This is a genomic window from Pseudoalteromonas sp. Angola-4, assembly GCF_028599265.1.
GTDB classification, from domain to species: Bacteria; Pseudomonadota; Gammaproteobacteria; order Enterobacterales; family Alteromonadaceae; genus Pseudoalteromonas; species Pseudoalteromonas atlantica.
Genome location: NZ_JAQREK010000033.1, coordinates 1 through 24,192 on the forward strand (window position 1 = coordinate 1; position 24,192 = coordinate 24,192).

21 protein-coding genes are annotated in these 24,192 nt (G+C 37.4%); 10 read left to right on the forward strand and 11 right to left on the reverse strand.

The annotated features are described in order from the left end of the window. Nucleotides 1-1,616: copper resistance system multicopper oxidase (locus PSH48_RS20345; protein WP_273612263.1), on the reverse strand; the 1,616-nt coding region annotated here is incomplete at its 3' end. A gap of 166 nt (nucleotides 1,617-1,782) precedes the next feature. On the opposite strand from PSH48_RS20345, the gene PSH48_RS20350 reads away from it, so the two are divergent. Both PSH48_RS20350 and PSH48_RS20355 read left to right on the forward strand, forming a co-directional pair. Further along, nucleotides 1,783-2,469: a heavy metal response regulator transcription factor gene (locus tag PSH48_RS20350; RefSeq protein ID WP_004588805.1), complete on the forward strand. Its 687-nt coding sequence runs from the start codon at nucleotides 1,783-1,785 to the stop codon at nucleotides 2,467-2,469. After that, nucleotides 2,459-3,856 (forward strand): heavy metal sensor histidine kinase, encoded by a 1,398-nt coding sequence (locus tag PSH48_RS20355; protein ID WP_055018910.1) that lies wholly within the window; start codon nucleotides 2,459-2,461, stop codon nucleotides 3,854-3,856. Before PSH48_RS20350 ends, PSH48_RS20355 begins: the two co-directional genes overlap by 11 nt. Nucleotides 3,857-4,277: 421 nt before the next feature. Here PSH48_RS20355 and PSH48_RS20360 read toward each other — a convergent pair whose 3' ends face one another. The 6 genes from PSH48_RS20360 to PSH48_RS20385 form a co-directional block, all read right to left on the reverse strand. Next, nucleotides 4,278-4,493: a GDCCVxC domain-containing (seleno)protein gene (locus tag PSH48_RS20360; RefSeq protein WP_076916053.1), complete on the reverse strand. Its 216-nt coding sequence runs from the start codon at nucleotides 4,491-4,493 to the stop codon at nucleotides 4,278-4,280. Continuing rightward, nucleotides 4,481-4,870 (reverse strand): organomercurial transporter MerC, encoded by a 390-nt coding sequence (gene merC / locus PSH48_RS20365; RefSeq protein WP_273612264.1) that lies wholly within the window; start codon nucleotides 4,868-4,870, stop codon nucleotides 4,481-4,483. The genes PSH48_RS20360 and merC overlap by 13 nt, the downstream gene beginning before the upstream one ends. A gap of 65 nt (nucleotides 4,871-4,935) precedes the next feature. After that, nucleotides 4,936-5,313 carry a MerR family transcriptional regulator gene (locus tag PSH48_RS20370; protein WP_010557530.1) on the reverse strand — a complete coding sequence of 126 codons (378 nt, stop codon included), beginning with the start codon at nucleotides 5,311-5,313 and terminating at the stop codon, nucleotides 4,936-4,938. Between the two features lie 378 nt (nucleotides 5,314-5,691). Beyond that, a complete protein-coding gene (locus tag PSH48_RS20375; protein WP_024032690.1) occupies nucleotides 5,692-6,078 on the reverse strand; it encodes a diacylglycerol kinase in 387 nt (128 codons plus the stop codon). Continuing rightward, nucleotides 6,068-7,720 (reverse strand): phosphoethanolamine transferase, encoded by a 1,653-nt coding sequence (locus PSH48_RS20380; RefSeq protein WP_273612265.1) that lies wholly within the window; start codon nucleotides 7,718-7,720, stop codon nucleotides 6,068-6,070. Before PSH48_RS20380 ends, PSH48_RS20375 begins: the two co-directional genes overlap by 11 nt. 2 nt (nucleotides 7,721-7,722) lie before the next feature. After that, complete coding sequence (locus PSH48_RS20385; RefSeq protein WP_055018895.1) at nucleotides 7,723-9,684, reverse strand: LTA synthase family protein; 1,962 nt, start codon at nucleotides 9,682-9,684, stop codon at nucleotides 7,723-7,725. A 173-nt stretch (nucleotides 9,685-9,857) separates the two neighbouring features. Between PSH48_RS20385 and PSH48_RS20390 the strand changes: the two genes are divergently transcribed. Beyond that, nucleotides 9,858-10,532 carry a response regulator transcription factor gene (locus PSH48_RS20390; RefSeq protein WP_024032693.1) on the forward strand — a complete coding sequence of 225 codons (675 nt, stop codon included), beginning with the start codon at nucleotides 9,858-9,860 and terminating at the stop codon, nucleotides 10,530-10,532. Beyond that, nucleotides 10,529-11,938 carry a sensor histidine kinase gene (locus PSH48_RS20395; protein WP_223866400.1) on the forward strand — a complete coding sequence of 470 codons (1,410 nt, stop codon included), beginning with the start codon at nucleotides 10,529-10,531 and terminating at the stop codon, nucleotides 11,936-11,938. Before PSH48_RS20390 ends, PSH48_RS20395 begins: the two co-directional genes overlap by 4 nt. Before the next feature lie 241 nt (nucleotides 11,939-12,179). Here PSH48_RS20395 and PSH48_RS20400 read toward each other — a convergent pair whose 3' ends face one another. Then, nucleotides 12,180-12,770 (reverse strand): hypothetical protein, encoded by a 591-nt coding sequence (locus tag PSH48_RS20400; protein ID WP_055018897.1) that lies wholly within the window; start codon nucleotides 12,768-12,770, stop codon nucleotides 12,180-12,182. A 398-nt stretch (nucleotides 12,771-13,168) separates the two neighbouring features. Beyond that, complete coding sequence (locus PSH48_RS20405) at nucleotides 13,169-13,492, reverse strand: hypothetical protein (RefSeq protein ID WP_024032696.1); 324 nt, start codon at nucleotides 13,490-13,492, stop codon at nucleotides 13,169-13,171. A gap of 686 nt (nucleotides 13,493-14,178) precedes the next feature. On the opposite strand from PSH48_RS20405, the gene PSH48_RS20410 reads away from it, so the two are divergent. From PSH48_RS20410 to PSH48_RS20435, 6 genes are all read left to right on the forward strand, one after another. After that, the gene (locus PSH48_RS20410; protein ID WP_024032698.1) at nucleotides 14,179-14,790 is read left to right on the forward strand and encodes a TnsA endonuclease N-terminal domain-containing protein; all 612 of its coding nucleotides are present in this window, start codon (nucleotides 14,179-14,181) and stop codon (nucleotides 14,788-14,790) included. Beyond that, nucleotides 14,787-16,814 carry a DDE-type integrase/transposase/recombinase gene (locus PSH48_RS20415; protein WP_036972195.1) on the forward strand — a complete coding sequence of 676 codons (2,028 nt, stop codon included), beginning with the start codon at nucleotides 14,787-14,789 and terminating at the stop codon, nucleotides 16,812-16,814. Before PSH48_RS20410 ends, PSH48_RS20415 begins: the two co-directional genes overlap by 4 nt. A gap of 35 nt (nucleotides 16,815-16,849) precedes the next feature. Next, nucleotides 16,850-17,758 (forward strand): TniB family NTP-binding protein, encoded by a 909-nt coding sequence (locus tag PSH48_RS20420; RefSeq protein ID WP_223866401.1) that lies wholly within the window; start codon nucleotides 16,850-16,852, stop codon nucleotides 17,756-17,758. After that, on the forward strand, nucleotides 17,758-19,089 hold the full coding sequence (locus PSH48_RS20425; RefSeq protein ID WP_273610349.1) for a hypothetical protein: 1,332 nt from the start codon (nucleotides 17,758-17,760) through the stop codon (nucleotides 19,087-19,089). Before PSH48_RS20420 ends, PSH48_RS20425 begins: the two co-directional genes overlap by 1 nt. 1,185 nt (nucleotides 19,090-20,274) lie before the next feature. Continuing rightward, entirely contained in the window at nucleotides 20,275-20,682 is a 408-nt protein-coding gene (locus PSH48_RS20430) for an IS110 family transposase (RefSeq protein ID WP_240452975.1), read from the forward strand. Beyond that, nucleotides 20,679-21,224, forward strand: coding sequence for a transposase (locus PSH48_RS20435; protein ID WP_273612266.1), 546 nt, complete (start codon nucleotides 20,679-20,681; stop codon nucleotides 21,222-21,224). Before PSH48_RS20430 ends, PSH48_RS20435 begins: the two co-directional genes overlap by 4 nt. Nucleotides 21,225-21,328: 104 nt before the next feature. Here PSH48_RS20435 and PSH48_RS20440 read toward each other — a convergent pair whose 3' ends face one another. Together PSH48_RS20440 and PSH48_RS20445 are read right to left on the reverse strand one after the other, a co-directional pair. Further along, nucleotides 21,329-22,747 carry a S41 family peptidase gene (locus PSH48_RS20440; RefSeq protein ID WP_273612267.1) on the reverse strand — a complete coding sequence of 473 codons (1,419 nt, stop codon included), beginning with the start codon at nucleotides 22,745-22,747 and terminating at the stop codon, nucleotides 21,329-21,331. A 146-nt stretch (nucleotides 22,748-22,893) separates the two neighbouring features. Then, a complete protein-coding gene (locus tag PSH48_RS20445; protein WP_240452973.1) occupies nucleotides 22,894-23,997 on the reverse strand; it encodes a helix-turn-helix domain-containing protein in 1,104 nt (367 codons plus the stop codon). Nucleotides 23,998-24,192: the final 195 nt, after the last annotated feature.

The window sequence follows — 24,192 nt, forward strand, 5'->3', positions numbered from 1 at the left end:
ATCATGGTATCGTTTTGTAAAATAACTCTTAAACGTTGGTTATGCTTCATATGCACTGGCGTGCTTTTACCAAATTCTAAGCCATCAAATGACCAGCTATAACGTTCCATATTTCCGGTTAAATGCAACTCAATTTCAGCTTCTGGCTCTTGCTGGTTAGTGATCCCTTCAAGTGAGTGTAAATCTGCAAGTGTTAAAACACGGCGACCATTTTTACGTAAACCAATACCAGGATCATCAAGATTTGTTCTAGGCATATCAACGCGCATATCAACTGAAGCTCCATACTCCGTTTTGGCATGACGCACTTTAGGGCTGGCAACTGCCAATGGGTTTTCAGACATACCATGTTTGCTATGATCCATCGCCATTGCACCGTGCTCCATAGCGCTATGATCCATTTCTTTAGAGTTCATACCTGACATGCCAGCCATACCTGCCATTGCAGAATGCTCACCGCCGTGGGTCATATTGCCCATCATATCGGTCATCGTTAACCATTCAACAGGGTCAAGTGCAGGTACTGGCGCATCAATATTAGGCGAGCTTGATAAAGTTCCTTTTGCGTAACCAGAGCGATCCATACTTTGAGCAAAAATCGTATAGGCATCATTTTTAGGCTCAACAATTACGTCGTAGGTCTCACCAGGGCCGAATCTAAATTCATCAACTGTCACTGGTTCAACGTTTTGCCCATCAGCTTGTACAACTGTTAGTTTTAGTTCGGGAATACGAACGTCAAAAAAAGTATTGCTTGAGCCATTAATAAACCTAAGTCTTACTTTTTCTCCAACTTTAAACATTCCTCGCCAATTTGACATTGGCGTACTACCGTTCATTAAAAAGGTCATTGCTGATGCAGATAAGTCAGCTAAATCTGTAGGATTCATTCTCATTTGATTCCACATTTTGCGGCGTTGCAAAGCATTCGAAACACCGCTATTTGAAACGTCATCAAAAAATTCTGGAACAGTGGGCTGATTGAAGTTAAATACATCACTCTGTATTTTTAATTTGCGGAACAGCGCCATTGGGTCATCATCAGTCCAATCAGATAATTGAATAACATGCTCGTTATCTGCACTAATAATATCTTTTTCTCGCGGTTCAATAATTAATACACCGTACATGCCAGTCATTTCTTGAAAGCCACTATGTGAGTGATACCAATATGTACCGCTTTGTTGTAATTTAAATTTATAAACAAAGGTTTCGCCAGGCATAATGCCTTTAAAACTGATACCAGGTACGCCATCCATTTGATACGGTAAAATAATGCCATGCCAATGAATTGAACTCGGTACTGATAACTTATTTGTTACTCTAATAGTAACGTCATCGCCTTCTTTGAGGCGCAAGGTAGGGGCGGGTATAGAGCCATTGATAGTTGTCGCCATACGTACTACGCCAGTAAAGTTAACCGGCGATTCATCTATAACCAGATCAATTACTTTGCCGCTAAGTTCGGGCACAGTGCCTGTTATTGTTCCTGCTACTAAAGATGATGCAGCATGTAATACACTCGGAAAAGCAGCAAGTACACCTCCTGCAATTAAGCCTTGAACAAATCGTCTTCGTGGTGTGCTAACCTGTTGTGATGACTTTTTAAACCCCATTTCCTTACTCCTTCATACCAGAATATGTATTGAGTATAGAAAATAGACCTGTCTTAAACATGACGCGAACATTACAAAGTTGTAATGTTGGTGTCATGTTGCTGTAGTGACAGATACTGCATAATATTTGCAGAGGTAGTTGTTAGGACTTTAATGAAGGAATTGTATGCGCTTATTAGTTGTTGAAGATGAATCAAAGACAGGAGATTATTTAAAACAGGGACTAAGTGAAGCTGGTTTTCAGGTTTCTTTGGCGCGCAATGGACTTGACGGTCATCACCTAGCAATGACCGACTTATTTGATGTAATAATACTTGATGTCATGTTACCTGACGTATCCGGTTGGAAAATTTTACAGTCGCTACGTGAAGCAGATAACAAAACCCCAGTACTATTTTTATCTGCTCGCGATAGTATAGACGATAGAGTAAAGGGGCTCGAACTTGGTGCTGATGACTATTTAATAAAGCCTTTTGCTTTTGCTGAAGTTTTAGCAAGAGTACGCACTCTTATTCGCCGTGGTGTAGTACAAACAGTTGACGATATACTGATAGTTGCTGATTTAGAAATGGATATTCCAAAGCGAAAAATACAACGTGCAGGCAAGCGTATTTTATTGAGTAATAAAGAGTTTAGCTTACTTGAACTATTGTTACGGCGCGAAGGTGAAGTACTGCCACGTTCGTTAATTGCTTCTCAAGTATGGGATATGAATTTTGATAGCGACACCAATGTGATTGATGTTGCCATTCGTAGGCTAAGAGCAAAAGTTGATGATGACTTTACTGTTAAATTAATTCATACGGTTCGTGGTATGGGCTATAAATTAGAGGTTGAAACTGATGGCTATTAAGTCACGGCCTTTATCACTTACGATGCGTGTTGTGTTGTTTGTCGCTGTAACCGTTATTGCGTGCTTAACTTTAGTTGCCACCTTAATAAATAGTTCGATAAAACATCATTTTTTCCAGCAAGATAGTAGTGAACTGCATGTTATTAATCAATCTATTGAATTAGTTTTAAGACAACAGTATAAATCAAACCTGAAACTTAAAAATGAATTATCTAACGCTGTAGCGGGTCATCACGGTGTTTACTATCAGGTAAATACCGCAAAAGGAGAGCTCATTTTTCAAAGTTCTGAACGAGATTTTAGTGATTTTGTAATGAGTGCTAATGCTTCAGCTGGCTTTAACCGTAACAACATTACCTCATGGCAAAATGATACCCACACCTACCGAGCTCTGGTGAGTAATTTAAGTACTGGGCAACAGCAATACAAAATTACTACAGCGATAGACATGAGCTTTCATTTACACTTTCTCAATCAATTTCAACAAAGTCTTTGGGCTATTATGTTTGGCTCTGCGGTACTCATTTTATTGGTGGCTTGGTTTGCTATACATCAAGGATTGAACCCTTTACGAGGTTTGAGTCAGAAAATGCATGACATCCAAACTAATAAGATGGATGTAAGGCTTGATGAAAATAAAGTGCCTATTGAGCTTGTTAATATGGTGCAGTCGTTTAACTCGATGCTCGACAGGCTCCAAGGTGAATTTATTCGTTTATCAAATTTCTCTAGTGATATTGCGCATGAGTTACGTACTCCACTAACAAATATAATCACTCAAACACAGGTTGGTTTATCTAAAAAAAGACAGTTGTTAGAGTATCAAGAATTATTGTTTTCTAATCTAGAAGAGCTGGAACGACTAACTAAGATGGTTAGTGATATGCTTTGGCTTGCAAAAACTCAGAATGGACTGGTTAAACCCGTTCAAAATACTCTAAAAAGCCATGATGAAATTGAAGCATTATTTGAGTACTTTGATGCTTTGGCTGAAGACTCATTGATTACATTTAAGAAAAAAGGTCAAAACCTTTGTTTTTATTGTGACAAATTACACTTTCGCCAATTATTATCAAACCTCCTATCCAATGCAATAAGGTATGCCCCAAAAGGCTCATCAATCACAGTAAATAGTGAAATATTTACCGCTGAAAAAATATGTATTTCAGTGATTAATACTGGGGAGAGAATACCTTCTGAGCATTTACCTTATTTATTTGACCGCTTTTATCGACCCGATAAATCGCGCCAACGACACAGCGATGGAGCTGGTTTAGGGCTTGCAATAGTTAAAGCTCTAGCGCAAGCAAACGGTGGAAATATAGAGGTCAGTTCAAATAATCAAACTACCAGCTTTAAAGTTTTTCTAAATTTAGCTAAAAGCTAATTATTAAATTTAATAACCCAATGTTTGCTTGTACCTCTAGACTTCCCAGCTTTCATTAAACACCGGTTTATAAACTTAAAGTACAAAACGGAAGTAAACTTCCGGTTTCTAACCCAATATTGCTATATTTCGGAAGCAAACTTCCGTTTATAGGAATTCAAAGGTAGTTATCGGAAATATACTTCTGTTTTTGAAAGCGTTGGCCTAGATAGCTATATGAGCCATTTTTCGGGGTCTTATTTGAGCGAAAGGCGGAGGGTCGGGTAAACTCGTTTTTGGACAAAAATGAGTTAGAGCTGAAGGACGGCTCTGTGCCAAAAGCAGCCCTTGAGTGACTTAGTGATAAAGGCTGCAATGATACGATTGCTGACATTTCACTATTTCTTTTTATGCCTTCTCATTGCCATTAATAGACTGTCATTTAGCTATCGCAACAACTTTGACCTTCTTGAATTGGCGGGCATTTCACTGTTCCATAAGAGCAATATACGCAACAATCGCCTTTCAAAGGCTTTAGGAGAACTTTGCAAGATTCACATTCATAATACCACTGGCAAGCGTTGGTTGGCATTTCTTCAGTTTTACTGAAGCCACACTCAGGGCAAGTAATGGTAGAATTTAACTCTATACTTTGCATGTTTGCTCCTTCAAAGGTTTAACAATGTCTAATACGGACATTACAATCATCAAACAAATACCTACATAAAACAAATAAGTGCTCCATTCGTATTGCCATAGTGGATAGAGGGTTAACAAAACCGCTATAGGGCTAATAACCCCAAGAATACCTCTCGCATGATTTTGGTTTTTATACCAGTTATACAAATTTACCAACAATGCCAGAGTTGCAAATATAGGTAACAAGGTATTTACAGCAATTCCCTCAAAGTGAGAGAGAAAGCCTAATCCTAATGCTGATGCTAACGAGCCGAGTGCGGGGAAGCACCCCGTACAACTAAGAGCCGCAAGCCAAACACCAGCTGAGCTAACTTTATCTAAAATCTTATTAATCATTTTTAACGTCTAACATTATTTGAATGATTTGAGTATGAACTCCGTAGGTAGGTACGGAGTCAATACTATTTTAGCGAATCGATTATTGGGCAGTGGGATTGATCGTTATTGTTGCGGCATGAATTAGTCATTTCTTTTATGACGACTTCTAAGCGTTGAAGGTCAGCTATCTTATTTTGAATTACGTTCAATTTCAGCAAGCCTAGGGATTCTACTTTGGCACAATCGCCATCCATTGACATCAATGAAGCCACTTCTTTTAGAGTAAAGCCAAGTGCTTTGGCCTTACAGATGAATTGTAATTGTTTGGTGATTGAGTCGTCATAGACACGATAACCATTTTGAGGTTTTTGAGGCTGTTTTATCAAGCCTTCCCGCTCATAAAACCGTATAGTTTCTACGCCTATATCAAGTTCTTTAGCCAACTTGCCTATTGTTTTCATCGTCCAACCATAAAATCAACTTTAATCATGACATTAGTATATCAATACGAAGTAAAATTGCTCGAACTACAATGACTGGTTTTCACTAAAAGCTGCCCTTAGAGCATTTACGTTAACTCGTCTTGGGGCAGAAAAGAGTTGGACTGCCGAGCTTTCATTAGATACCAACTTATAATCTTAAAGTACAAAACGGAAGTAAACTTCCGGTTTCTAACCCAATATTGCTATATTTCGGAAGCAAACTTCCGTTTACAGGAATTCAAAGGTAGTTATCGGAAATATACTTCTGTTTTTTGAAAGCGTTAACCTAGATAGCTATATGAGCCATTTTTCGGGGCCTTATTTGAGCGATCAGCGGTCATTGAGATTGGATAAATTTTAAAAATAACCAATATAGTTTATAAATACAGCAACCCAGACGACTGAACATATCAATAGAGCAATTAGTACTGCTGCGGAGCCTAAATCTTTAGCGAGACCAGACAATGGATGAATTTCTAAGCCAACTCTGTCTATTGTTGCTTCTATTGCTGTATTAACAATCTCTGCGAATATCACAAATAAAACAGAGATTAGGAGCATGACCTTTTCGTAAATACCTATCTGCCAAATAGAAATAATAGTTAGCGATAAAGCAAGTAATAAAAGCTCTTGTTTAAAAGCAGCTTCATTTTTGGCAAGCCATTTAAATGCACGCTGTGAATTTTTAAAAGCTAAAAATACTCGATTAATACCTGACGGCTTATTTACATTATCAAACTGCATTGGGAATTCCCTCATTGTAGGCTTCGGCCTTACAGGCGTTAAAAATATCGTATATAGGTTGGTATTGGTTGCTATTTACATGAGTTAATCCAAGCAAAGTGTCAAAAATATTGTCGTGTGAAAATGTTTTTGAGTGTTGCAACTCAACACAGCGATTGAATTCAGAGTCAGTAAGCTTATTACTCCAAAAAATCATTGGGATATGAGTTTGCTCGGTTGGTGCTAGTGCATAAGGAAACCCATGAAGGTATAAGCCTTTTTCACCAAGTGACTCACCGTGATCTGACACATACAAGAGTGATTTTTCCGTTTCGTTACTTTCTTGTAATACTTTTATTAATTCGCTCAATACCCTGTCTGTGTATGTAATAGTGTTATCATATGTGTTTGTTAGCTCTGTTGTAGTACAGTTCTGAATATCGCTTCGATCGCAGTCAGGTTTAAACAAACTTGCGTGTTCAGGGTAACGACGATAATAAGTTGGCCCATGTGAACCTATCATATGTAGAATAATCAATTTATGCTTAACGTTACTTTTAGCTATTCTGTCTTTGAATTTCGAGACTAATATTTCATCAAAACAGTAATCACCGTCACAGAGCGAGTGCTTTTTGTTCGGCTCAATGTTTTCTGATTTGACGCGAGCACACACTCCTTTACAGCTGCTATTATTATCAATCCATGTCACTTCAACACCACTACGCTGGATAATGTCTAGGACATTTTCTTGACTATTAGCAAGGCGCGAATCATATTCTTTGCGATTAAGCCGTGAAAACATACAGGGCACGGAGATAGCCGTTGCCGTTCCACATGATGAAACATCACTAAAATATTTCACGCCTAGCTTAGAGGTATAAGCATTCGTTGCTCTACTATAGCCTTGCAGTGAAAAGTTAGCAGCCCGAGCAGTTTCTCCTACAACCATTACTGTTAGCGAGGTGGTCGTTTTATTTTCTAAAGCTGGTAAATTATCAAGTACCTTAAAAGGTAGGGGGGGGTAAAAGTAATTATCTCTCAAATATTTATAACCCGCTGTATAAAAAGCAAACGGGGTGATATAGCTTGTAAGCTGTCGGTTATTACGCCCTACAGAAGCGTACTCTTTATAAAAGGTTGCTGCTATTAAAGCACAACAAAGCAAAGCAAATAGATTTAGCTTCACAAAGCTCTTTAAACGTACTCTAAAACTACCAATAATTATGAACTTGGAAAATAAGTAAGTAGGTACAATTCCTAATAAAACTACAAATATTACAAGCTGAAAATTTAAATATGAAAATGCTTCACCTGAGTTTGTCTCAACAATATTTTGTAACATGCTTTTGTCAAAAATAACGCCATAATTAAGTGTTGAATAAAACAATAATGAGCAAAGTAAAACGCTAAATAAAAGTACGGGTTTAACAAAAGTAACTAAGGACAACCAACTCAAAACTAAAATAGTCAATGAGAAAAGCATTAAAGGAATAGACGTGATAAAAAGCCAATTTATATGGCCTGGCTGTGTTGCAGCAATAAAGGTGTTGTATAAAAACAAGCCATTAAATACGATAACAATATACATCGAAACTAAGCAAACGAAATGACTATAACTTACATGCCAAGACGAAATGTTAAAAATTTTAAAAGCATTTTTCATAATTATTCCTTATCGCTATTTTTATCAGCTAAACGATAAAGCTGCTCTGTGTAAGCTAAGTTGCTAAATAACACATGAGCGAGTGCTTTTTCAGCTAACGTTTTATCTGCGTTTTCCGGTTTATTTCTTTTTTGTATTTTGGTTTTTTTGTTATAGCGCCAATAGCTAGTTTGTTGATTTGGCATTAGGATGACAGCGCGATCATTTTCTAGGTATGCAAAATTGTCGTAGTACTGCATCATCACGCGTTCAACTGGATAATTTTTGGTGAGATCAAAGCCCACCATTGGAGTTGCTTGTTCAATTCCTAAAAGTGACAACAAAGTAACTGGTAGGTCAATTTGACTAACAAGTCTTGAGTCGCGTTTAGCCTTCATATCGCTGTTTAAAATAACCGCAGGTATGTGAAAAGACTTTAAAGGGACGGGCTCAGAGCCAAAAACACGCACATCATGGTCTGCCACAACCAAAAATACGGTGTTTTTCCAGTACGATTGTGTTTTTGCTTTATTTATAAACTTCCCTAGTGCGTAATCTGCATACTTAATTGCAAGATCACGTTTATAGTTTTCAGGGCTATACCCTTCAGGTAGCGATACCTTACCTTGTGGGATGTCAAATGGATCGTGATTGCTCGAAGTAAATACAAGACTAAAAAATGGCACTGCCGCATTACTTAGTTTAGTCAGTTCCTTATCTGCTTGTTGGAATAAGTCCTCATCACTCGCGCCCCAAGATGAGATAAACTGAGGGTTTTCAATGTGGTTGATGTCAACAATATCGTTAAATCCGTTTCCTAGGAAAAAGCTTTTCATATTGTCAAAATGACTTTCACCGCCGTAGATAAATTGGGTAATATAACCTTGTTGACTCAATACATCAGCTAATGAAAAAAAGTTATGCTGGGATTTAGATAGTTTAACTACCGAGCGAGATGGAGATGGCATAAAGCCAGTGGTAATTGCTTCAATACCTCTCACGGAGCGCGTTCCCGTAGCATAAAGGTTGTCAAACCCCCACCCTTGTTGATATAGCTCATCAAGTTCAGGAGTTATACCTAACCCACCAAGTTGTCCAACAAATCGGGCACCTAAACTTTCCTCAAGTATAATTACTAAGTTTTTTTTAACTCCAGAAACAAAAGGTTTGTTGTGTGCCAAGGTCGGAATATTTCCGGTGACAAACTGCTTACGATAAGAAGCCTTTTTGACTATATCTATAACTTGCTGATGAGGCATTGTGCCATACAAATTGCTAGCACTTTTTTCGTTACCCATGTTTTTCAGCGCAAACGCAACACTGTAAGTGGAGTTAAGAACAAGTGAATTTACTAGTGAATCTTGAGAAAAATAGACTAATGCAGGGTTAAGTGGCCGGTGGCTCAATGTACCTCTGGCAGCAAGGAAACAAAGTATTAAAACACCCATAAGAATAGATAAATTAGCTACTTTTTTCAGTGGCTGTACTTGTGGTTTTGTGAATGCTCTATATAAAAGGCGATAGCTGTAAATACTTGTTATTGTCGCCACAAGTAATGTACTTAGCATTGCTAAAAGGTGACCATGAATTAGCATCGAGAATACTTCTTGTGGGTAATCAAGATATTCAATATATAACCGGTTAGGCCTTACATCATATTGAGTGATGAATGCAGCTGTTGATGTTTCTAAAATAACAACAACAGTCGCAATAATGCTACCGTAAAGCGAAAACATGCGCTGGAATAGCTTTGTTTTAGAGCGTGCAATTACATGCAGCATCAATATCAGCACTCCAATAGTTGCTAAGTATCCAACGCTACTTAAGTCTATTTTGATAGCACCTGAAATGACTGGCCAAATATCACCATCATTTAATCTTGAATGTTGCCATATCAATAGCCCAATTCGGGAAGTTATAAAGATTGATAACAATATAAGTGTAAAACGTAACAAGGGTTTTAAAACGGAAGTATTTGCTGACATAGTTGTACTCGTCTTTAAAAATTGCAGCAATACTAAAAATCGAAACTTAAGAAATCCTGATGATAAACTTAATAATGGCTATACTATAAAAACTTAAGGAAGCCTTAAGTAAAACTTAAGTTATATAGCGTAACCTAGTGATTAAGATGTATTTTCAGGTGAACAAATAGAACATGAAGTTATTAATAATTGAAGATTCAGGGTCACTGCGACGTAGTTTACGGGTTGGCTTAACAAATTTGGGCTTTGCGGTGGATGAAACCGGTGATGGCTCACAAGGGTTGAGTATGGCAATGACAGGTGAATATGAGCTTGTAATACTTGATATTATGCTACCTAGTATCGATGGCATCACTGTACTGCAAACCATAAGAACAAAACAGCTTGATACTAAAGTTTTAATTTTATCCGCAAAGCAAGAACCTGAAGACCGCGTTTTAGGGCTTCTAACCGGAGCGGATGATTACCTCACTAAACCTTTTTCATTTGATGAACTTCACGCTCGACTCTTAAATTTAATGCGTCGTGGTGGACTAAAAATGGTCAGTGATATTATAGTTATTGATAATTTAGCCCTGAATTTACAGTTAAAACTGCTAAAAGTTTCTGACAACGTTATTGATTTAACACCCAACGAGTACAAAATTGTCGAATGTTTATTTAGCAATCAAAATAAAGTGTTTAGTGCGGAAAAGCTAAGTACCTATCTTGCAGGACAGTATGATTTAATATCGAAAAACTCGATTGAAGCCCATTTATCATCTGCTCGTAAAAAAGTAAGAGTTGCAGGGGGAGAGCTACCAATTCAAACCAAACGTGGCTTTGGTTATATTGTGCAAGGGCAATGATGAAATCTATTCGCAGTAAACTAGTAATTACTCTCTCAGTAACTATAACAGGGTTAGTTTTATGCATATTGTTGGCCACTGATATTGCTGTTGATAGCTGGATAGACAATGAGTTTGATCGCAGCCTGCAATCTAAAGCAGGTATGTTAAAGACCTTAGTAAATAAGACCGATAATGGTTATTCCTATAATTTTTCCAGTGAGTTTATGCCTGAGTTCGCAGGAGAAGTTGAGCCCGAATACTTTCAAATATGGAACAAAGAAGGTACCTCCATCCGCTCAAAAAGTTTAGATTTATTTGAGGTTAAAAACCTACCATTTGAAAACTTGGAAATTGGCGAATCAAAAATACGACCTATTCAACTACCTGATGGTCGAGATGGCCGAATTTTTTACAGTCGTTTTATACCACAAGTAAAAGATAATGCATCAGTTGACACCTCTAAAAAGACAGACGGTGAGTCAATGATTTTAGCTTATACAGCATCCTCTGAGGAAGTTGATTTTGTACTTTGGTTGATTGACGTTATTTTTATAGTCACGACGATTACAGTTATTGTATTTATTCGATTGTTTGTCAGAAAGGCCATAGATACATCACTTGCGCCATTGGTACAATTAAATAAGGATATCAGTCAGTTAAGCATTATCAGTGAAGGCTCAGAGATATTTATAAAAGAGCCAGTTAAAGAGCTCTTGCCAATTGTTGAAAGTTTAAATGCCTTTATTAAAGAGAACAGGCAACTTTACCTAAGAGAGAAGCGCCTCACATCAGATATTGCCCATGAAATAAAAACGCCCATTGCCGAACTAATTAATATGGCAGAAGTCTCCATACGGTTTCCAAATGAAAAAGAGCTCAATGATGACTTTAAGCCTGAAGCTTTGAAGATAAGCCTGAGACTTAAAAATATAGTCTCAAATTTATTGCTATTACATAAATACGGGGGAGGTAAGCTGAACAAGCGAGATGCCTGTGATTTAAATCAAGTTATTAGCAGAATACTGGAAACCCATGATTTATCACGTGTAAATTTGCAGTTGGATGAAAATGCACCAGCAATTATGAGCAACTTGTTTGCCCTTGAATCAATTTTTAGCAATTTAGTTAACAACGCGAAACAATACAGTCCACTCGATTCAAAAATTTTAGTCTCCACGAGAGTTGTAAGGGATAAAAACTTAATATTATCAGTTACTAATTCCCTTAATGAACCTTTGAATGATAGCGATATAGACCAATTATTTGACCCATTATGGCAAAAAGACACTTCAAGAACATCGATTGATAACTTTGGATTAGGGCTATCAATCGCTAAGACGCTTAGTAAAGCAATTGATGCGCAATTAAGCGCGAAAGTTAGTGACAAAAAAATTACATTTTCTTTAGCCTTAACTACGGATTAGCTTATTCACTAACTACATAGAAATAAAGGCTGGGGTGTACAATTATGTGAAGAGGCTCCTATATACTTAATTTTCTGGCAGCTATAAAACAATCAACACCTTTTCTGCGGCTTAGCTGGGTGTTGTTATCACTGTCCGCTCATGGAATAAATGCGTCTGTTCGATTTGATTGACTTTATTTGTTCAAATCTGACAGTTTTGGTTAGATCTTATTAAATGAATACATTACGCGCTTATCTTGTTAAGCAAAAATGCTAACTAAATCACTGTTAAAAGAAAGTCCGCTTAAGCTATTTTCATTAACCAGAGATTTAAACGCAGCATTACAATAAAGTGCTGTCCCACCTTGCATGCATGATTTAAAAACAAGATTTTTGTCTGATTTAAATGATAAGGATTTGAGGCCATCCTCAATACCATTCAGGTAAGCCTTTTCAGTAAGAGATTCGTCTTCTTCTTCGAAAACGAGTGGATTAAATAAAATTAGCTCTTTATCACACCTAAGCGGTATAAACTCCCCGTATACTTGCAGATAGTTCCCTAGGGCAATATACGCTTTTTGGTTCAAAACAAGGTAATTCGTAAATAAGTTTACGTCGTAGGCTTGCTTTAAAGCTTCTTTTTCAACCTTGCAGCTAAATCCGTTTTTGACTATATCCGTTATTCTAGTTTTGCCGCTTGGAAAGCCAATCTTGGCTAATATTACTGCTTCTTTATAACTGAGGTTATTTTCTTCGGCAATTTGGTCTGCCATCGATACGATATCTAGGTCAATTATATCGTATGTTCTATCTGGTTTGTGTAATTTATAAATATCGAGTTCCTTTCCCATAAGTAATCCTTTGTGAAGTAATATTTGTGCTTATTAAAGATTAATGAAGCCAGAATATCAACTCCTTCGGCAACGCAAACAGAATCTTATTGAATATTAGCCAAATTTTATTAGGCTGGATTACTAAGGGAGTGCGCGTTAGTTATACCTGTACTCTATTCATTTATTAGCTTTTACTGTATTCATTTATTAGCTTTTACTGTATTCATTTATTAGCTTTTACTGTATTCATTTATTAGCTTTTAATGTATTCATTTATTAGCTTTTAATGTAGAACTAGCAATATTTACATAATACAGATTCTCATCTTTGCCTACCAAAGCCCCTAGGTATCTACCGTAATGTAGAGCTCATGACCTTTAAAAGTAAAATAGACAGATTAGAAGGCGATAATCGCCTTATTTATCTTCCATAATATCTTTAAGTGCAATGCGCTTTAGCTTAGTACCATCGCGATACCCTTTTACTAACAATTCATCTAATACAGCGCCAGTGTAGAAGGTATAGCCATTTTCTTCATCAACGGGAAGCTCGTATACAGAGCCTGATATTTGAGGCCAAATCCAATAATTCCCACAGGGTGATAAGTGAGGTAGAACCATTGAACCTGAGCTTACTCTCCATTCATCATCATTTTTCCACGAACAAAACAACACATAGCAGGGTTTGCTATCAATAGTTTGAAACGTTAAAACAACCCACCCTTCTGGCTTGTGTTTCATATGTCACTCCATCTTGTTTACAAAAAAATTTAAGCCTCCATTAACCTTAACTTAATAAACAAGAACACCCCCTCTTTTTTCTTAAAAAACACAAAAAATAAAAATGCTTAAATTAACCTAGAATTAATATCGTTGGCATTTTATGAATTTTAAAACCCAAATCAAAGACACTTAAAGAAGATAGCGAGAGGTCTGACCAGTTTAACCTTCTCTATTTCTGTAATATCTGCAATCATAGTGACTGCCTTTTGAAAAGCATCAACCTTGCTGGGGGCTAGGTGTGAAATTTTAAATTTAAGCTTTTAGGAGCAGCACTGAATACTAATTTCACTTTGGGTGTTTTACTTGAACATAACAACGTCATGTTAAACACAAACATAAAATCGGTTTGGATAAGGTAAAAACAACTCGAGAAACCTTCACAGTACTTTAAAGATAAATTTTTTTTGAGAATAAATAATTTGCTCGTAGAAAAAACATTGAACTTAACTTTTGAATTTTAAAGTGAGATTAACCCTTGAAAATAAAACAAAATTTTCAGTGGCTCCAAGGATTGATAAGCCTAATTATGACGAAAGGAATAATGTAAAAATGCTTACCAAGAACAACTATTCTAAAGATAAACCTTTTAATTTATCATCCATTATCTATAGTGTAAAGACATTTATTTTTTGGGAGGTGAAATTATGACCGTTACAAAGACGAACGCTAACGTTCACAGAGGTCGATTTGTTATACGATTTTACTCCCATAAAAATCAGTGCGCACTTAATCCCGAGTCATTTCAGGAGCTGATCCTGGCTTTTAAACTGGAATGTGACCCTAATGTGAAGCTGTTTGCCACCCAGCCTGAGCAAATAGAAGTGACTATAGACAAAAAAGTTTACCGCTATACACCCGACTTCTTAGTCCTATATCATTCTGGCTTCGCTGAATATATTGAAGTTCATCATGAGTCTCAGGTTGATAAAGAGTATCACTCGAAAATTCATCTTTTTAATGAGTACACCCGAAAAAAAGCACAAATAGGTTTACGGTTAATCATCGTCGATAAGCTCAATACTATCTTTATGGCGAACCTTAATCTGATAACAATGTATTACTCGGAGCATTCATTCCCATTAACAATGCTGCCTGATGGAGATTTAACCTTTGGTGAACTCATCGAATGCTTGGAGGGTATAGCTAAAAACCCAGTGGCAGAGGCTTATGGACTAATTGCATCAAATGTATATAAATTCGATATGGAGAAGCCGTTAAACGCCTCTACTACATTGATGCGAGGTCACCTCAAATGATCGGATATGCTACGGGTACTGACTTGACTAATAAGTACGGTAACGTTGAATCTATTGCGTTTGTTGACAGTACATCAATACTCCTTTCCGGTGATGGTATAGAGACTAAGAAGCGCCTATTAACTCGAGACGACTTTGAGAAATCAATTGATGATCAAGGCTTTATATTAAGAAGGGCACAGCATCCACATATTGAACTAACAGAATATCAAAAGTTAACGGTTACCTCACGATTGATTTATCAATCTATCTTGAAAGAACTGGTTAGTGAAGGATACCCTGCTACAACCAAGAAGACATATGATGAGCTCATCAAACGAGTCGAGAGCCAACATCCTGCAACTATTGCCACAAAACACCCGCAATGGAAAACGGTATGTCGCCATTGGCGCGCATGGGTTCAATCAGATTTTAATGATGAGGCGCTTGCGGGAGTGAAGCGTAATAGGCCTATACGGCTAAATGCGGCCACTGAGGCTTTCATACAGCACTACATCGCTACCGTCTATTCGTGTAATAACTCTGCTTTCAAAGGCGCATATTACAGTAACTATAAACGAGAAGCGCAAGAAGCTAGCTTGAAAAATAATGAGATTCAAATCGCATCACAACGCACCTTTTACCGCCGGTTACAAGAGCTTACTGATGCCGAAAAACTTGCTAATTTTAAAGGTCTTTCACAAGCGGAAATCAATAAGCGACTAACAACGCTACGTAAACGAATAAAAACCTATTACGCAATGCAACGCGTTGAATGCGACCGTGTTGTGCTAAATATGTGTTTAATTGATGATAAAACAGGTCTACCGACACCGCCTATTTCTTTGTATGTAGCAATAGACGTTTACACACGCGCACCTATCTCTGTGGTGCTTAGCTTTGAACCTGAAAACTCTGCCGGTGGGCTTAACCTTTTACGTCAAATATTTATGGCGGATAGTAATCTTACAATGAATGGACGTAAACCGACTACATTGATTATGGATAATGGCCCAGGGTTTAATAATCGTTTGATAAAAAAGGCTGCGGAGCGACTTGAGTTAAATATTCATTATACACCATCAAATCAACCTGCTAAGAAGCCATTCATTGAGTCATTTTTTAACGTATTAAGAGATCACTTTTTTTCAGGTATGAAGATTGAAACGCAAAGTGGTGAGACGAGTATTGGATTTCAAAGTTATTCAGGAAAACGTACTAACCCGAACTCACTCGACACAATTCCATTAGCTAAACGTGCGGATATAAAGGTATCTGATTTTACAAAGCTACTGAATATATTTTTGACAGAATACATGCACAAACACCATAAACAGGCTGGCCATACGCCTATCAAAAAATGGAATCAGTCCATTATTGATACGCCTATGCCTTCATTCACATATGATCAGCTACAACATTGCTTCCACGTGTCCAGAGCCCAGGCCTCACATAAATTACAGCAACGTGGAACTATCAGATGTTTAGGTCAAGATTATTACAGTGATGAGCTAAAACAACTATACGCGGCTACTAAAACAGACATGGAGCTGGGTGAAAACCCCTCTGTTTATGTGTTTCATGACGACCTAGATGCCAGAAAAGTAACAGTTCAAGCAACACTGCCTGGCGAGAACAATCCTGTGGAAATAGTGGCTGATAATATTGACCATCATGATACTAAACTACCAGTCAGCTTTGCTGAATTAAATGGCAATCAAACTCTGACCCAACTCGGAATATATACAGAAACTTTCTCCCATACTCCTACTGGTCACTATGTCGGTGAAATAACTGAATTCGTAAAGCAAAAGCCCAAACGCAAACAGCACAGAGGCCCGAAGGTAGCGTCTTTCAATAAAAATACGAAAGAGAACTTATCCATTGTAGAGCGAATAAAAAAATCTCATAAAGTGAATGAACTTAAATCACAGATATCGCACTCAGGTGAACAAGATACCTACGCAGATACGATAGTGAGCAAAACCAGAGAAATGGCCTCTACCCGTTATAATGATGATGAAGGAAATGAAAAACAATGGTAACTATGCCCAGTACAATTTTCGCATGTGACATTCAAATGAAGATATGGCAGAGGATAGCGGAAATCCACAATATGTATCACGTACCTTCAGAGGATAAACGAGCTCAACTTATTTATGGTGCCTCGGGTGCTGGCAAGACGTATATATTAAAGCAGTATCACGCTCAGTTTTTACCTGTTACTAAGCCAGAAAAAACGACAAAACCAATCTTTTATGTCGCTTTTAAGGAGTTTAAAAAAAGTACTGCAGAGATAACTCGATTTTTAATTTCAGAGCTAGAGGGAACAACACAAAACTCTCGCACTACTGCAGCTGAATTGGATGCCCAACTTATCTCACTTCTCAAAGACCTAGAAGTGGAGCTAATCATTCTTGATGAAATTCAGAATATTGCCTCAAGTTATGATGGGATAGAGTTTCAACGAATTATTAAATATTTTTGCTATCTGATCGATAGCAACAAGATCCGTTGTTCGATTATTTTCGCCGGTACAAGCAGTGCTAAGCGCCTTATTACATTTGGTAGAACCGCCGGTAAATTTGACGATGACGAGCAGATGTCTCGTCGACAAATGCGCCCCATTGAAATTAAGCCAATCCTTCCTAAAACGAAAAACTGGATTGCCTGTTGTAATTGGTTCATTCAACAAGTTGGGTTGCCAAATTTAACAAAGGATGAGCACAGTGAGCTACTTGATCGTATTTACCTTGCGTACAGTGAGCACACCATGAGTACAATGCGCGATTTATTTTTACGTAATAACACACGAAATGCAAAAAACTATGATCAGCTTATAGAAGCCTTATTTGAAAACTTTGAGAAATATGCAATTGGGGCTGTCAATCCATTTGATTATGAACTTTTAACAAAAAAACAATTAGATGCATATCTAAATGAGCAAGATAAAAACCTTAGAAGTCAGTTCTATTCGGGGTTATGCTAATGCGTTTCCCAATAAAACCCTCTTACTATGAAGCGGAGTCAGGTATTGGTTATGTACTTCGTTTACTTAAAAGAAATGGCATACAATCAGAATCTCGCGTACTCAATAAGGCTATGCTAACCAGTATCATCAAAGGTAGATCAACAAAGAACGGACTCCTTGATCACCTTATTCCTATAACTCGCACTTTATCATCATTAAAGATAAAGTGCTGGACACATGCGAGATTGCTAACGCCACAAGTTTGTCCAGATTGTGTTAACCAATATGGGTATTTTAGGGCCCAGTGGCAAAATCCATTTTTACGACACTGTATTATTCATGAGTGTGCCCTGTTATCCGAATGCCCTCATTGCAATTCACCGCTGCAATTTACCATTAATCTTCTAAATGGCCGCTGCACATCACCTTTATGCGGCTTACGCTTAACGCATATACCATTGAATAATCAATTAAAATCACCTGAACAAGTCCACGATGCATACCTCATAGCTAAAGTGATAGTTGACGATAGTAATACACGAACGAGTTTCCCACCAAAGGAGATTACCTCCACATTATTAAATAGAGCGGCTGATATTCTTAATAACCCAGATAGTGCTAGAGTATTCTTAAGTGAAAGGGCTAAACGTGTACCAACAGATCTACCGTTGAACATTGAGTTTCACAAAATTGAAATTATTGTTCAGAATTTGCTATGTGAATGGGGGTCATTATCCACACTATATGAAATGTATAATAGCGAGTATATTCGTTCAAAAGCTCCCATAACTCAGCTTTGGTTTGAAGCTCAAACAGCCTCCTCTATAATTGGGGTAACGTTTAAACAAATCGCTCTTTTAGTCGAAGTTGGATTGATAAGAACTGATTCAAAAAAGGCCTTAAGAACAGATACTCGCGTTGAAATATCAGGTGTTTATACCTTTTTAGCCGAGTTCAGCCACAATAAAGATTACGTCCCCCTTTCTGAGCTACGTCGCTTTATGGCTCTTCATAATATCTGTATAACTGATGTACTGATAGCTGCTAAAAATAAAGAATTATTAATAACATACAAACCTTCATTAGACTTAATGCATTCCATACACGTTTTGCCTGAAGCATTCGATACCTTTTGTAAATTACATACTCAACTTATAAGAGATAAAACGATGTCCGTTGCAAACGTAGCTGAAGTCACCGGTATACCAAAGGTAGAACTAATGAGGTTGATTAATACCGGTAAGCTCAGGCCCGTTTACATTCATGGCAATAATTCAAAACGTATACTTAATTGTGATACTTTGAAGTTGGCGAAAACACAAAACAAACAGCTATCACTCGACATTTAGCACTTTGTAATTTCAACTTTAATTTTTAGGCCGAGACTTGCTCTCGGTCTATGCTTTATTAATAACAATACCGGCAGTTCACTAAAACTAACCGACTGAATATCAATAAGTTTAACTTTCCCTTTTTTAATAAAGGTTTAGTAATTTAATCCATAACTAAACCTAAATCAAACCAAATTTGAATTAACTTAACATTACAAATGAAGCTTCGCATATCTGCATTTTAGCTTTCACTTAAATGGCTTCATTTCTCTTTATCCTAAAAATCCATTTTCTAATCGATTTACTACACTTTTACTAAGTAAATATTAGCGTATAGTGTTCGCCACTAATTTACCGAATACAGAATCTACTTAATTATGTGCTCATTAATATCAAGTCAGAGTTCTTCAGTGGCAGAATGAGAATATGCAAGGCAGAATGAGAACTTTTTGGCTGGATGAGAATTTGTGTTGGGGCAGTTTTTAGCTATAAATAATTCTCAATTTAAGAGGCGCAGTACCCATAAAGAATACAAGCTAAGTTATTGTTTTGAAATCTTATTACTTGGCTGAGATTCTCAAGTTATATGGCGCCGATCAAAAATGATCAGTGCCACTTAAATCGAGAATTCACGGCGCGTTGATAACTTGTTGATTTATAATGAAATATGGCACTTAAATTGAGATTTATTAACTAAATTACACTCTAAAAATAATTATGTTTTTTATTAGGTAAATTTCTTAAACAACGAGAAATCGCTTGAAAACATCTATTACAGTAAGTGATTTGAAGTAATAATTTGCCTATCTGTTATACGAAAGCTAATCGGGTTTACTTCGAGGTAGAGTTTATTTAGGCCGATGCTTGCCAGAGGAGCGACAGCGCATCTTTATTTTTCATTACATAAAGAACTTCTATTCTTGGTCAGTTATAGCCGTGGATTGCATCACTCAATAATTACCGGCGGTCTGCTCTGTGCCATAAGCGGTCATTCACGATTTTTAATGTATGAAGTCAAGATTTGATACTCATATAGAAAGCTCCTCGAGTTTTACGATACAGTTTGTTGACCAAAACATATACTGAATCCGAGGAGCTTGGTATGAAACTATGTGGTGGAATTGACTTGCATTCAAATAAAGTGTTATCGCTATCATTAATGAACACGGTGAAACACTTACCGCTAAGCGTTTAAATAATGATATGTCTGTCATTTTATCTTTTTTAAGTCCTTACAAAGACAACTTAGAAGGGCTTGTTGTTGAATCGACCTTTAATTGGTATTGGTTAGTCGATGCTTTAATGGATGAAGGGTTTAAACTTCACTTAGCAAACCCCGCTGCAATTCAGCAATATTCAGGTTTAAAACATGCTGATGACCATAGTAATGCATGCTGGTTGGCTAAAATGCTACGTCTAAACATTTTGCCTGAGGGCTACATTTATCCTCGTGAACTCAGGGCTGTTTGCTACTTAATGCGTAAACGAATGGACATTGTTCAACAGTCCACTAAAAACTTATTATCAGTGCAAAGTTGTTACATGCGTCATCTTGGGTATAAGCTCAGTAGCAATAAAATAAAACAAATGGCGCTATCAGAAAAGGCGTGAATGTTGAGCAAGTACACATCGATTTCAGCTCAATGAATACAGCACTGTCAGTCATTTCTAACCTCTCATTAATACGCTGTGCTCAACAGCAAATCAATGCGATAGAAGGCGCTATTAATAAAACATCACTCTCCTCTGAGTTTATAAACCTAACCAGTATCGATGGGATTGGGAATACGTTAGTACTGACCATTATGTTAGAGACAGGCACTATTAAACGTTTTGATAGTCCAGGTAATTTCTCCTCCTATTGTCGCTGCGTGAAAGGTGCAAAATACAGCAATGGGAAGAAGAAAGGCGCTACAAATCAAAAGAATGGTAATCGTTACCTTGCGTGGGCGTTTACTGAAGCTGCTAACTTTGCTATTAGGTATAACCCGACAATTAGAAAAAATTACCAACGCAAGCTGGGTAAAACCAACCAAATTATCGCGATTAAAACAGTTGCACATAAACTCGCAAGAGCGTGTTATCACATACTTAAGGACATGTCCCATTTGATGAACACAAGGCTTCTTCTTAACGACAATAAAACGAATTAGGTTAACGTGTTGAGTTAAAGACGGGGTTGGTAAACCATCAGATTTGATTGAGCCTGCACGTTAACCGCTCTTATTTAAATGTTGGGTAACCCGTCTATATTCGTCTACCTATTAGCGGTAATATATTTTGCTAAGTATTCCACTGCCTCATTCGAATTTATTACCTCGTTCGACACATAAACATCTGGTTCGATAGGTTGCTGACAATGCTCTTTTCCTGATGGGCGAGTAAAGATAAGTGTCGGCATGGTTAGTTCTAAATTAGAACCAGGCAATACATGAGTTTCTATACGCCCAGTAGTGCAAGACCTTACATTTGAATGACCCGCGATGACAGCCTGACGAGAGTCCTGTAGTGAGGTTAAAAACAAAGTAGTGGATGAATAACTGAGCGGCCCCATTAGTAAATATGCCCCTCCAGGTACCTTTAAACCCTTATGCGCGTCGACAGGCACTAATTGATTAAATGTGCCTTCAATAACCTCACCTTGATTACCTTTAATAGGTCCTAGTTTGATATTTCGTTCAGTCATACGAATTTTAAAGTTTGACAGAAATGGAAATGGCTTGCTCGCAATGTAAGGTGCAATACCTTGCTGCCAATAGTGATCGGTCCCCCCAGGGTTATGGCGAACGTCGATAATCACATCTTTGACGTTCGCATCTTTAAACGCCTGCCACGTTTCATCTAGAAATGTGAAAAGTTCTTGTTCTTGAGAATAAAAAAAGCGATCGACACGCAAATACCCTATGTCATTGTCTAGTATTCGACTTTGGACAAATTCCCTCACATCAGCATTGTGATTTTCCGGCTCATCAGTGACACCCATTATAGAGAATTGCTTGCGCTTATTTTTATGCATAAACTCAATTTGATAATCTTTGCTACTACCAAACAGTAACCAGTACATTTTGTTAAATCGACTGGCAGCAAAAGCAGCCCTAAACTCTAATGAGTCGCCATACATTCTTGCCAACATAGTTTCAATTATTTTTGATGCCCTAACTCCGTTGACTGAGGTAATCTCATCACCGATTTTAATATCTGAATAGCCCTCAAGAGTTTCCGCCACAAGCAAACGTTGAGATGCATCTATCATTACGTCAAATGGAAATAGCCGACCACCGTTCTGAATGTGGCTCTTAAATTGATCATCAAGCTGTGGCGAAGCAATTAGCATGTGTCCATCTTTAAAGTAAGGATTCAGCTGAGAGAAATATTTCCATGCTTCATAATGTGTCATGGGTGAAGTTATACCTTCTGACAAGGACTCTATCTGCGATTTAACTTCAGATACATCCATAGTAAAGCCCGGGTCTGGGTGGATCGTATCAAGGCGTTGACTTAGCTCAGTCAGGTTGCTTTTTAATACTTTAATGCTCACTATCTTGCCAGATGAAGGCAGGTTAGTATGAGTATTACTTTCTTGCGTTTTTGTGTTTTTTGTAATTGACTTTGGTTCATTCAAGCTAGTGCAGCCAACTACAAACGCAATAAAAAAAGTTATAATTATAGTCTTCAATTTTTGTCCTCAATTCTATTTTCCACTAATTAAATCGTCTGATGAATATTGTTATCCACGGCGATTAGAAGTTGCATTAAAGAGCAGTCTAAGAGAAAAATCGTCTGATTTGGACGAGTTGGACGTGCGATTCGGTCGATTCGCACTCATTCGCAATCGAGTTTCAGCTGTTTCCTGTACTGGCTTGGGGTCATTCCTTTGAATTGCTTGAAAACGGCATTAAAGGTACTTTTTGAGGAAAACCCAGCAGATAGAGCTAGATCAATAAGTCTCTCTTTTGGATTAGAAGAAATTTGAGAACAGACTGTTTTTATTCTGTATTCGTTAACAAATTGATAAAAGTTCTTATTTGCTTGCTGATTGAGGATTTCAGATAAGTGATGACTACTAAGGTTGGTATATCTTGCTAGCGCATCTAAGCTAAGTTCACTTTCTAGATAAGGTTGCTCTTCTTCCATATATTGAACAATGTTTTCTAATAATTTGGCTCTAGTATTAAAGTCGAAGCATTGTGCCTTGGTTGTCGAGTTGAGTGCTTCCGCTGGAGTTTCACTCAAGTTGTCAATGGTAAATAAGTTTGGCTCACGCCACTGAGCCATCGAAACGCTGTATATCAAAGTAAAGGCAATGAGATCACTAGCAATAGCCAAAGTAGAATTTGCGCCGATTATTGTGCTGACAGCTTCTGTCAGCAACATTGCTGCGTACAAATTTAATACTACCCATAACCAGGTAAATATTTTGGGATTAAAGTTGGAAAGCGTGTCACGCGCATGGCGTCCACTTTTAGTTATCAGTTTGACACTCAATGCTAAATAAAAAAATGCCTGTACGAACATAATAACTTGAGTCAGCAGTTGGATATTTTCTTTGTGTAAAGCGTTATTAGCGATGTTGATTTTTTCAGTCGGGGTAGAAAACAAAAAATCTATATTTAAGAGAAGACAAAGTAATAACGGCGTAGCGTGAATACTATCCTTTAAATGGAATGACTTTTTAATTATCGCTGACCGAAAATATAAATATAAAAATGCACCAAAGCTGGCGGGGACAAAGTAGCCCCATCCAATTAGATTAGCAAAAACAGTATCCTCAGCATGCACTACAATCAATGGACAGCAGAAATAAAATGCTAGAAAAAGACACCAAACGCCCATTATGCGCCCAGTATTATTAACGCCAGCACTAAACAAAAGTATTGCTGCTAATAAGATGCCTTGGAATGTTCCGATGACATGAAGATATTGCATTGGCAAGGAAATAAGCAGCATTGGGATAGTTGTAAATAGAAATCAGGTAGATGTTTAATGTTCCTAGATGAGAGCGTTCAGAATTCTGTGTCAGCCTAAGTTGCTAAATATCTAGCACACCATCTAACCTACCTTCGAAGTGGATGGCCAATTGCGACAATGTCAGATTCCAATTATGGATTGGCATTGTCCATT